Annotated in this window: 10 protein-coding genes and 1 rRNA gene; 5 read left to right on the top strand and 6 right to left on the bottom strand. The window is 49.8% G+C overall.

The window, feature by feature from the left end; translation table 11 throughout:
• Together BM185_RS11690 and tyrS are read right to left on the bottom strand one after the other, a co-directional pair.
• Positions 1–111 (bottom strand): 16S ribosomal RNA (locus BM185_RS11690); the annotation flags it as partial.
• Positions 112–551: 440 nt separating this feature from the next.
• Positions 552–1,751, bottom strand: coding sequence for a tyrosine--tRNA ligase (gene tyrS, locus BM185_RS11685; RefSeq protein ID WP_091963860.1), 1,200 nt, complete (start codon positions 1,749–1,751; stop codon positions 552–554).
• Between the two features lie 105 nt (positions 1,752–1,856).
• Between tyrS and BM185_RS11680 the strand changes: the two genes are divergently transcribed.
• A complete protein-coding gene (locus BM185_RS11680; RefSeq protein WP_091963858.1) occupies positions 1,857–2,969 on the top strand; it encodes an anhydro-N-acetylmuramic acid kinase in 1,113 nt (370 codons plus the stop codon).
• Here the strand turns inward: BM185_RS11680 and erpA are convergent, their stop codons facing one another.
• From erpA to argC, 4 genes are all read right to left on the bottom strand, one after another.
• Positions 2,970–3,323 carry an iron-sulfur cluster insertion protein ErpA gene (erpA, locus tag BM185_RS11675; RefSeq protein WP_091963857.1) on the bottom strand — a complete coding sequence of 118 codons (354 nt, stop codon included), beginning with the start codon at positions 3,321–3,323 and terminating at the stop codon, positions 2,970–2,972. It lies immediately after the preceding gene.
• Between the two features lie 104 nt (positions 3,324–3,427).
• Positions 3,428–4,015, bottom strand: a complete 588-nt coding sequence (locus BM185_RS11670) for a bactofilin family protein (protein WP_091963854.1) — start codon at positions 4,013–4,015, stop codon at positions 3,428–3,430.
• The gene (locus BM185_RS11665; protein WP_091963851.1) at positions 4,016–4,753 is read right to left on the bottom strand and encodes a DUF6776 family protein; all 738 of its coding nucleotides are present in this window, start codon (positions 4,751–4,753) and stop codon (positions 4,016–4,018) included.
• A gap of 26 nt (positions 4,754–4,779) precedes the next feature.
• A complete protein-coding gene (gene argC, locus BM185_RS11660) occupies positions 4,780–5,829 on the bottom strand; it encodes an N-acetyl-gamma-glutamyl-phosphate reductase (protein ID WP_091963934.1) in 1,050 nt (349 codons plus the stop codon).
• Positions 5,830–6,001: 172 nt separating this feature from the next.
• On the opposite strand from argC, the gene hemJ reads away from it, so the two are divergent.
• Genes hemJ through hemL form a run of 4 tightly spaced genes read left to right on the top strand, consistent with a single transcriptional unit; the run spans position 6,002 to position 9,216 of the window.
• Entirely contained in the window at positions 6,002–6,439 is a 438-nt protein-coding gene (gene hemJ / locus BM185_RS11655; RefSeq protein ID WP_091963847.1) for a protoporphyrinogen oxidase HemJ, read from the top strand.
• Positions 6,440–6,442: 3 nt separating this feature from the next.
• A complete protein-coding gene (thiD, locus tag BM185_RS11650; RefSeq protein WP_091963844.1) occupies positions 6,443–7,264 on the top strand; it encodes a bifunctional hydroxymethylpyrimidine kinase/phosphomethylpyrimidine kinase in 822 nt (273 codons plus the stop codon).
• On the top strand, positions 7,257–7,949 hold the full coding sequence (gene thiE / locus BM185_RS11645) for a thiamine phosphate synthase (RefSeq protein ID WP_091963842.1): 693 nt from the start codon (positions 7,257–7,259) through the stop codon (positions 7,947–7,949). Before thiD ends, thiE begins: the two co-directional genes overlap by 8 nt.
• Positions 7,924–9,216 carry a glutamate-1-semialdehyde 2,1-aminomutase gene (hemL, locus tag BM185_RS11640; RefSeq protein WP_091963839.1) on the top strand — a complete coding sequence of 431 codons (1,293 nt, stop codon included), beginning with the start codon at positions 7,924–7,926 and terminating at the stop codon, positions 9,214–9,216. The genes thiE and hemL overlap by 26 nt, the downstream gene beginning before the upstream one ends.
• The last annotated feature ends 2 nt before the right edge of the window (positions 9,217–9,218 follow it).

Below are 9,218 nucleotides of genomic sequence, written 5' to 3'. Positions count from 1 at the left end.
CCCGTCCGCCGCTCGACGCCTGGGAGCAAGCTCCCATCGTTTCCGCTCGACTTGCATGTGTTAGGCCTGCCGCCAGCGTTCAATCTGAGCCATGATCAAACTCTTCAGTTTAAAATCATCGATTCTTTAAGAGAATCAAACTTGGCTCAAGGTTCAAACGAATAATTGAGATCCGAAAATCTCGACGAGTCGCTTGCCTTGATGTTTTAGTGACTTAACTGGCTTCCTAGATAAAACCCCGAAAGGTTTTGAAAGTCCAGCGCCTCCAACCCATCCCGCAAGCGCCCACATGAATGTACCTGATGCTTTCTTAAAGAGCGTCGATTCTGTGCAGCTGTTGCTGCCGAATCAGTGGAGCGCATTCTACAGCGTTTCTCTCCAGTGTCAAGCACTTATTTTTGATCGCCTTTAAAAAATCTAAAGAAAATCAACCGCTTGCAGACTTCCTTGCCTTCCCTTGCCAAGCGCTTTTTCAAGACCTCCCCGACAAGAGAGACGTATTATAGGCACAATTCTTACAGATGCAAGACCCTTATGAAATTTTTTTACAACTAGACTAAACGAACTCGGGCATACTTCTTTTTACCGACCTGAATCACCTGCTCGCTTCCTACTGTTAAGCGACAGTCAGCATTCACTTCTTGATGATCCACTCGCACTGCTCCTCTTTTAACGGCATCCTTTGCTTGAGCAGCATTAGTGGTTAGTCCTGCACGATTAATAACAGCTACAATTGGTAGGTCAGCCTCACCTGCAAGATCAACTTCAACTTCAGGAAGATCTTCGGGCAATTCTCCTTCGGCTAGGCGATTACCTGCAGATTTATGCGCATTGGCGGCTGCTTCTTCATCATGAAAGCGAGCTATCAGCTCACGTGCCAGTAAGATTTTGATATCGCGCGGGTTAGTTCCACCTTCAACCTCCCGCTTAAGCCCAGCAATTTCTTCCATGCTGCGGAAAGACAGCAGTTCGAAATAACGCCACATCAGGCTGTCGGGCATGGAAACGATTTTGTTGAACATAACTCCTGGGGCTTCATCGATACCCACATAGTTACCCAAGGACTTGGACATTTTCTGCACACCATCCAGACCTTCCAGAAGCGGCATAGTGATAACAACCTGAGGCTCCAGACCCTTACTTTTCTGGATTTCACGACCCATCAGCAGATTGAATTTCTGATCGGTGCCGCCGAGCTCAACATCAGCATCCATAGCAACCGAGTCATAACCTTGAATCAGTGGATAAAGAAACTCATGAATGGCAATCGGCTGGTTACCCTTGTAGCGCTTTTCAAAATCGTCACGCTCGAGCATACGTGCCACTGTGGATTGAGCAGCCAGTTCTATCAGACCTGCTGCATTCATTTCACCCATCCAGTGAGAGTTGAACATTACTTCTGTTTTTGCTGGATCGAGAATCTTGAACACCTGTTCTTTGTAGGTCTGGGCATTCGCTTTAACTTCGTGTTCAGTCAAAGGTTTGCGGGTGACATTTTTACCTGTAGGGTCGCCAATGCGCCCGGTAAAGTCACCGATCAAAAAAAGCACTTGATGCCCGAGATCCTGGAACTGCCGTAGCTTGTTAATCAACACCGTATGCCCCAAGTGCAAATCTGGCGCTGTAGGATCAAAGCCTGCTTTAATACGCAGCGGCTTTCCTGTTTCCAGTTTTTTAACCAGCTCTTCTTCGATTAAAATTTCATGGGTGCCACGTTTGATCAGATCAAGGGCTTCTTGAGTGGTGCTCATTTATCTTCCTTTAATCATTGAAAGTGAGTGCTGCTAGTGCAAGCAAGATGAATGTGGCAGAGTATACCATCACCTTTGATGGGAACGAGAGCTCCAGGCAGGCAGATGAATCGCAAACAGATCTATGTAGGCATGATGTCAGGCACCAGCCTGGATGGGGTGGACGCCGTTGCTAGTTACTTTGGTGGGGCAGGAGACCTGGAAGTCATCGGCAGGAGCAGTGTTGATTTTCCACCCCAACTCAGAGCACTTCTTTTAAAGCTGGCAAGCAGTGATCTGGTCAGTTTTAGTGACCTTTCAGCAGCAGAAGAACTCTTAACCCAAAGCTATGCCCAATGCTGGAAGCTTCTCAGTCAACAGTACCCCAACATCACTCCCCTGGCTCTAGGCTGCCATGGTCAAACCATTGAGCACCGCCCCAATCAAGGCTACACCTTGCAGTTGTTAAACCCCAGCCTGCTAAGCGAATTGACAGGATGCAATGTCATCTGTGATTTTAGGCGCAGGGACTTGGCAGCTGGCGGCCAGGGCGCACCCTTAGCGCCAGCTTTTCATCAGAGCTTTATGGCTTCCGATGCCGAAGATCGCATCATTGTTAACCTGGGCGGCATTGCCAATATAACCTGGCTGCCTGCTCAGCTCGATCAGCCTTCTTTGGGAATGGATACTGGCCCAGCCAATATTCTCCTGGATGGCTGGTGCCAACTCAAGCAGCAGCAAGCCTTTGATAATAAGGGGCATTGGGCAAGAGGCGGGCAACTGATCACTGAGCTTCTCGAACATCTCCTAAAGGACAGCTACTTTACTCAGGGCTTTCCGAAAAGTACGGGACGCGAGAAGTTCAACTTAAACTGGCTTCAAGATCAGCTTGCAGAATTTAGCTCTTCACAGCTTGCCGATGAGGATATTCAGGCCACTCTGACTGAACTCACTGCTGTTAGCCTTTGCCAGGCCATCAATACCCTGGATACTCAAGGCACCGCCAAGCTTCTGGTTTGTGGCGGTGGCGCAAAGAATCGTTATTTACTGGAGAGAATTGCTACAGTCAGCCAACGGACAACGCTAACAACGGATGAGCTGGGCATTCCGCCGCAGGATGTTGAAGCCCTTGCTTTTGCATGGCTTGCCTACCGCCACCAACAAGGCCTCAGTGGAAATTTACCTGAAGTGACTGGGGCAAAAGGAGAGCGCATCCTTGGCGGCTACTATCCAGCCTAATTAAATCGAAAAGGAAGATCCACAGCCACAGGTTGTGGATGCATTGGGATTAGTCAGGATAAAGCGCGAACCCTCAAGGCCCTCAACATAATCCAGTGTCGAACCAACGAGATAAGGATAACTAAGAGCATCCAGCACAAAGCGCGCGCCCTGCTCTTCAATCAGGGTGTCATCATCCTGCATTTCTTCAGAAAAGTCGAAACCATACTGAAAACCGGAGCAGCCGCCACCGGTCACATAAACCCTAAGCATCAAGCCTGGGTTATGTTCGGATTCTACGAGCCCCTTAACCTTTTCAATCGCGGCCGGGGTAATAAAAAGTGCTTGGGGAACAAAGCTTACTGCTGAGGTCATATCTCGCCAACTCCGTTAATCTGCCTAAGCAGTCTGGCTTAACCAAGTAATTTAGTCAAGTATCAACGGCACCTCCCTGGGCTAAATCCAGGGAGGCAGCTTGATCATTTTTGAGCAGTCGGTTTATCTGAAGAAGTTGAGCTGGATTGCCCTGGCTTATCGGAAGCAGGGGCAACAGCTGCAGCAACTGCTGGCTTTGGTTGAACAGCTGCGTCTTTTGCTTGCTGCTCTTTCGCCTGCTGGTCTTTACCTTCCGCAGTCAGGGCCTGGCTTGGAATAGGCTTTTCACGGGTCACCTGCTTAGGCATTTTGGGCTTTTCACTACCCTTGATGCTCTTGTAGCGGTGAGCCATGCGCCCTTCAACCTGGGCACCCATAACCATTTCAATGGTGTTGTAGAAAACATTGCCTTTAATAGCAGCTTTAGCGGCAAGTTCAATATGCTCACAGGAATGAACATCACCCACAATGGCACCATTCACGATCACGTGGGGGACTGACACCTCTCCTTCAACAACTCCTTTATCACTCACTCTGAGCACGGCCTTCGACTCATCATCAGCAATAATATTACCGTAAACCCTACCATCAATATGCAGACCGCCTGAAAAGTGGATATCACCCACTATTTCAGCTTTACTGGAAATCAGGGTATCAAAGTGATTGCTTGGAGGAGCATTTTTACCAAACATTTAGAGAGCCTCCTGGCTTGACCAGTCAAATTCTTGTTCAATACGCATTGCTTTTCTTCCTGTTGATTGCAAGATCACCTGAACTCTTTCAGGTTCAAAATCTTCAGGCAACTGTAGCTGCCCGGCAACATTCTGGAAGAAACGGAATCGGAAACGAACACTCAGATCATCAACATCATCCGAGACATCCTTCAGTGGTAACGTGACATTCTTTGTCTGGCCACGCTGACCAATGATACTCACCAATGCCCGTCCTTCTATAAAAGTGTTGTTATCCGTTACCTGAGTAATCACCAACTGATACTCATAAGTTCGATTCTCACCTGTGGGCCGCAGGTCCAGGCTATCAATTCGCAAACCTTGATCAGTTTTTTCAGGTGCCATTACCCGCTGATAAAAGTGGAGTTCATTTTCCAGCTGAGCAATACGCGCATTTAAGTTCAAAACCGTTTGCTGAACTTCCTGATAGGCACGACGATCAACCGCATTACTACTTTCAGTGACCAGCACCCGGCGACGCAACTCTTTCAATTCTTCTTCCTGCTCACGAGTGATCAGGCGTAGTTCGTCTCTTTCAATAACTGCAGTGCCTCTTTCATGCCATACGCTCCAGCGCCCATAGTAATAGCCACCCACACCTAAAGTAACCATGATCAGGGCAATTACCGCCCGGGTAAAAAAGCGCTTCCAAGGATTGTAAGCAACTATTTCCAAACGCTCTTGCTGTCCTGTATTCATCACTCAGCATCCACTACCAAAAAAGTTCAAGGCAACAAACCTGCAAACTTTAAACCTGTTGACTCTTCGAGGCCAAACATAATATTCATATTTTGTACTGCCTGCCCACTTGCTCCTTTCACCAGATTATCAATTACTGCCAAGACAACGAGCAGATCACTGTCATGGGGACGATGCAGGGCGATCCGACAAATATTGGCACCTTTAACACTGCGCGTCTCAGGGCAGGATTCCCAAGGCATAACATCAACGCAGGGTTCATTTTGATAACGGGTTTCAAACAGCTCTTGCAACTCTTCATTGGTTAGCTGTTGTTGCTCTGGTTTCAAGCGCACATACAGGGTTGCATGAATGCCACGAATCATGGGTGTCAAATGAGGCACAAAGGTAATACCCACGGCTTCCTGGGCAGCCTGACTTAAACCCTGAGTAATTTCGGGGTGATGCCTGTGCTTACCAACAGAGTAGGCCTTCATGCTTTCAGAAGTCTCACAGTAAAGAGAGCCAACTTTTGCTGAACGACCCGCGCCAGAAACACCCGATTTACAGTCGGCAATAATGCCTTGAGTGGTAATCAACTTCTTTTCTAACAGAGGAATCAGCGCCAGCTGAACAGCTGTTGGGTAGCACCCGGGCACAGCAATCAAACGGGCTTCACGAATCTCCTCACGGGCCACTTCGGGAAGCCCATAAACGGCCTGAGGCAAAAGTTCAGGCGCACCATGGGGCTGACCATACCAGCGCGACCATTCATCAGCATCGCGCAAGCGAAAATCTGCAGACAAGTCCACCACCCGGGTTCCTGCAGACAAAAGGTCCGCGGCCAGAGCATGGGCAACACCATGAGGCGTGGCAAAAAACACCAGATCACAGGCAGCCAGGGTTGCTGCATCAGGCTCAGTAAAACAGAGGTCAGGGTAGTGATCTCTAAGACTTGGATACATATCAGCAACCAGCATTCCTGAGTCAGATCGTGAGGTTATTACCTTAACCTTGGCTTCAGGGTGCGATGCCAAAAGACGCAGAAGCTCAACACCGGTATAACCTGTTCCACCTACTATGCCTAAGTTAACCACCTGAACCTCCAAGACCTTTCCAAACAATCCAAAAGTTTAGCGCTGAATCATACACAAAATCTGGCGGCCTGTATGCCACCTTTTCAATTCCAGAAACCACAAGGTGAACGCGCCTACCTAGGAACTGACACTTGAGGTATGCTACGCCCTTTAATTCCAGACAAGGTGCATCATGAGTTACCTGCTACTCAAAGCGTTCCATATTATGGCCGTGGTGACTTGGTTTGCCGCTCTTTTTTATTTACCACGCCTCTATGTTTATCATACTTTGGCACTCGCAGAAGGGGATAATCAGGGCAGTGAGCGCTTCAAAGTCATGGAAAGAAAACTCTATCGCGGCATCATGACACCATCTATGCTGGCCGTCATTCTACTAGGTGTTGCCTTGTTAAGCTTCAATTTCAGTGCTTATCTACAGCAGGGTTGGATGCATGCCAAACTGCTACTGGTTGGTCTGTTGGTTATCTACCATTTTTGGTGCGGCTATTTATTGAAGGCCTTTGCACGGGACGAAAATCGTCACAGCCATATTTGGTATCGTGTGTTTAATGAACTTCCTGTCTTTTTACTTGTTTTTATTACTCTACTGGTCGTAATCAAACCCTGGTGAAGCATGCTTGAACCTGGAACCAATCAGCATTTTCAAAAGAAATACCCCTGTGTGCTTGCCATAGGCGGACATGACCCCAGCGGCGGCGCAGGCATACTTGCCGATGCCCAGGCCATGCTGACCCTCAAGGCCTGGCCGTTAACGCTCATAACTGCACTGACCAGCCAAAACAGCCATAGCGTTGTCGATGTTTATCCGCAAAACCCGGATGCCTTTGAAGATCAGCTGGAAACCTTAACAGCGGACCTGAGACCCCAGGCCGTTAAAATTGGCGTCACCGGCAGCCTGGCCATCCAACAAATTATTGGCAGCTGGCTGCGCCGTAATGATGATATTCCCCTGATTTTAGACCCCGTGATTGCCAGCACTTCAGGCAAACGCTTTCTCAGCGATGAACAGCTTTATCATTGGCAAGACCAACTACTTCCCAGAGCCACGCTGGTCACCCCCAACCTGCCTGAACTGGCGCTACTGGTGCCGGGCAAAAGCACCACCGATGAAAAGGCAAGAAAGCTGATCCAGACTGGCTGCAGAGCGGTCCTGGTTACTGGCACTCATGCAGAAACCCAAGCGGTGCGCAATCAGCTTTATCTGTCATTGGAGTCCAGTGTTCAAAATAGTCGCTGGCCTCGTCTGCCTCATGAATATCATGGCAGTGGCTGTACGCTTGCTGCGGCCATCACCGCCCTTATTGCACGCGGTGAGTCTTTGGAAATAGCATCACAAGTTGCCCAGGACTTTACTTGGCATAGCCTGAAACAGGCCCTCAAACTGAGTGAAGGCCAGCATCTACCCTTACGCATCAAGGATATTGCAAATGTCTGACCGCCAACAGCTTAACGGAATCTACGCGATCACGGACCCGCAGCTGCTGCCTGATGATACCCAGCTCTTCATGGCTGTTGAGTCCGCGTTAAAAGCAGGTCTCAGCTGCCTGCAATACCGAGACAAAAAGGCTGATGCCAGTAAAGCCCTGCGTCAGGCAAGAGGCCTTGCAGAGCTTTGCGGCCATTATGGCTGCCTTTTAATCATCAATGATGATGTGCTTTTGGCAAAAGCCAGTGGCGCAGATGGCATTCATCTTGGCCAGGAAGATGGCGTGCTTCTGCAAGCGCGGGATTACCTGGGCCCTGATGTCCTCATCGGTCGCACCTGCCACAATAGTTTGCAGCTGGCAGAAGAAGCCAAAATCCAGGGAGCTGACTATTTGGCCTTTGGCCGCTGCTACCCTTCGTCAACTAAACCTTCCGCTCCTGCCACCAGTCTGGCCATCTTTACCCAGGCCGCTCACCTCGGCTTACCCCTGGTTGGCATAGGCGGCATCAACTCACCTGCAAGAGCGGCTGAAGTCAAGGCAGCCGGGGCCAGCATGATTGCCGCTGTCGAAGGTATTTTTGCGCAATCCAATCCCCAGCAAGCCGTTCATCAGTATCATCAAGCCATTAAAGATACCCTTCTGAATTCATTACCAACCGAGGTACAGCATGACTCGCTCAGCAGAACTTTTTGAACGCGCCCAAAAAACCATCCCAGGTGGCGTCAACTCGCCGGTACGTGCTTTTAAAAGCGTGGGAGGCACGCCACTGTTCATCAAGAAAGCCGAAGGCGCCTACATGGTGGACGAGGATGATCGCCGTTACCTGGACTATGTCGGTTCCTGGGGGCCAATGATTACCGGGCATGCTGATCCGGATATTTTGAATGCAGTTCGTTCCAGGCTTGATCTGGGCCTTTCCTATGGCGCACCGACCGGCCTGGAAACTGAAATGGCTGAACTGCTTTGTGAGCTGGTGCCTTCTATGGATCGCGTGCGCATGGTCAACTCAGGTACTGAAGCCACCATGAGCGCCATTCGCTTGGCACGGGGTTTCACTGGACGTGACAAGATCGTCAAATTTGAAGGCTGCTACCATGGCCATAGCGACTCACTGCTGGTCAAAGCCGGCTCAGGCGCCCTGACCTTTGGCGTACCTACCTCTCCAGGTGTCCCTGAAGATTTTGCCAAACACACCCTGACACTCACCTTCAATGACAGCCAAGAAGTACGCGACTGCTTTAAAGAAATCGGCGACCAGATTGCCTGTATTATTGTCGAGCCAGTAGCTGGCAACATGAACTGTATTCCACCTGAGCCTGGCTTTTTGGAAACCCTACGTGAAGTTTGTGACCAGTCAGGTGCCCTGCTTATTTTTGATGAAGTCATGTCAGGCTTCAGGGTTGCCCTGGGTGGTGCTCAGGAAGCCTATGCCGTCACACCGGATCTGACCACTCTAGGCAAAATCGTTGGCGGTGGCCTGCCTGTGGGTGCTTTTGGCGGCAAAGAGGAAGTTATGAACCAGCTCTCTCCTCTGGGCCCCGTCTATCAAGCCGGTACACTATCCGGCAACCCCCTGGCAATGGCTGCAGGTATTACGCTTCTGAACAAATTGCGCCAGCCCAACTTTCATCAACAACTCAGCGATTACGCCCAGAAGCTTTGTGAAGGCCTGGAAGCGCGTGCCCAAGCCGCCAAGATTCCACTAACCACTCAGCAGGCGGGCGGTATGTTCGGTATTTTCTTTACCGACGCCCCCAAGGTCACCACCTTCGCAGAAGCCACCCAGTGCAACCTTGAACAGTTTAAGCAGTTCTTCCATGCCATGCTTGATCAGGGGGTTTATCTTGCGCCTTCTGCTTATGAAGCCAGCTTTGTTTCTGCCGCTCACGGTGAAAAGGAACTGGCCTTCACCCTGGCTGCCGCTGAACAAGCCTTTGCCCAACTTAAGGCAGGAGCCTAACC

Origin of the sequence: Marinospirillum celere (assembly GCF_900112235.1) — a bacterium.
In the GTDB taxonomy this organism is placed as follows: domain Bacteria; phylum Pseudomonadota; class Gammaproteobacteria; order Pseudomonadales; family Halomonadaceae; genus Marinospirillum; species Marinospirillum celere.
This window is presented reverse-complemented; position numbering and strand designations above follow the sequence as displayed.